This is a genomic window from Amycolatopsis sp. NPDC003676, from assembly GCF_053587275.1.
The window spans coordinates 1-1,037 of the sequence record NZ_JBSFNS010000440.1; the positions used below are offsets into that span (position 1 = coordinate 1).

Annotated in this window: 1 protein-coding gene and 1 pseudogene; both read right to left on the reverse strand. The window is 66.3% G+C overall.

Going from position 1 to position 1,037, the window contains the following annotated elements; genetic code table 11:
* Nucleotides 1-468, reverse strand: a 468-nt coding sequence (locus ACWDNU_RS47060) for a citrate/2-methylcitrate synthase (protein ID WP_449673607.1), incomplete at its 3' end; no start/stop codon positions are given.
* Between the two features lie 319 nt (nucleotides 469-787).
* Nucleotides 788-1,037: pseudogene (locus ACWDNU_RS47065) on the reverse strand (MFS transporter); the annotation flags it as partial.

Sequence of the window (1,037 nt, forward strand, 5' to 3'; positions counted from 1 at the left end):
GATGGTGGACAGCTCGACCTGCTCGGGGTCGCGCGGGTCCAGCGAGTCCTGGTAGTACGCCGACAGCGCGTTCACCGCGGACGACAGCACCGGCATCGGGTGCGCGTTGCGCGGGAAGCCGTCGAAGAACCGCTTCAGGTCCTCGTGCAGCAGCGTGTGGCGGCGGATGCGATCGGTGAAGTCGTCGAGCTGGGCCTGGGTCGGCAGCTCGCCGTAGATGAGCAGGTAGCTGACCTCGATGAAGGTCGAGCGGCCCGCCAGCTGGTCGATCGGGTAGCCGCGGTAGCGCAGGATGCCCGCTTCACCGTCGATGTAGGTGATGGCCGACTTGGTCGACGCGGTGTTCATGAAACCGGGGTCGTAGGTGACGTAACCGGTGCTGGCCAGCAGCTTGCCCAAGTCGAGTCCGTCGTTGCCCTCTGCGGCCTTGGTGACCGAGATCGGGAACTCGCCTCCGGGGTACTGCAGTACCGCCTTGGCGTCATCGGCGACGTTGGTGATGTTCTCAGCGGGCACGGAAGGATCCCTCTCAGGCTAGAACCGTAGGCACCGGTGCGGTCGGCACGCGGTGCACTTGCGCTAACGCTAGCTGTTGTTCGGTCGAGACGAGCAATCAGGGTTGTCCTGCGCCGTTCTCACACCGGAGCCGATCGGCGGTGAGGTCGGCGCACAGGTGCCGACCTGCGCCGATCCCCTGTTCGCCGACGTCACGGACCGGCTCCGCGCAGGGCGGTGGGACCCGGTGGTCGCGGATCGGCGAAAACCATGTATTCCCTTCTCGCACAACTCAATTGACCAGAGAATCGGAGTGCGCGCGGGTCACCCGGTAGCGGACGAAGGCGGGGAAGGCCAATGCCGCCAGCACCACCCCGATGACGACCAGGACACCGCCACCCGCGGCAGCTACAGCGGTACCCAGGCTCGCCGCGGCGAAACCGTGGGCAACATCACCGATCCGCGGCCCACCTGCGACAACCACGATGAACACGCCCTGCAGGCGGCCGCGCATCTCGTCGGTGGAGACGTTGAGCAACATC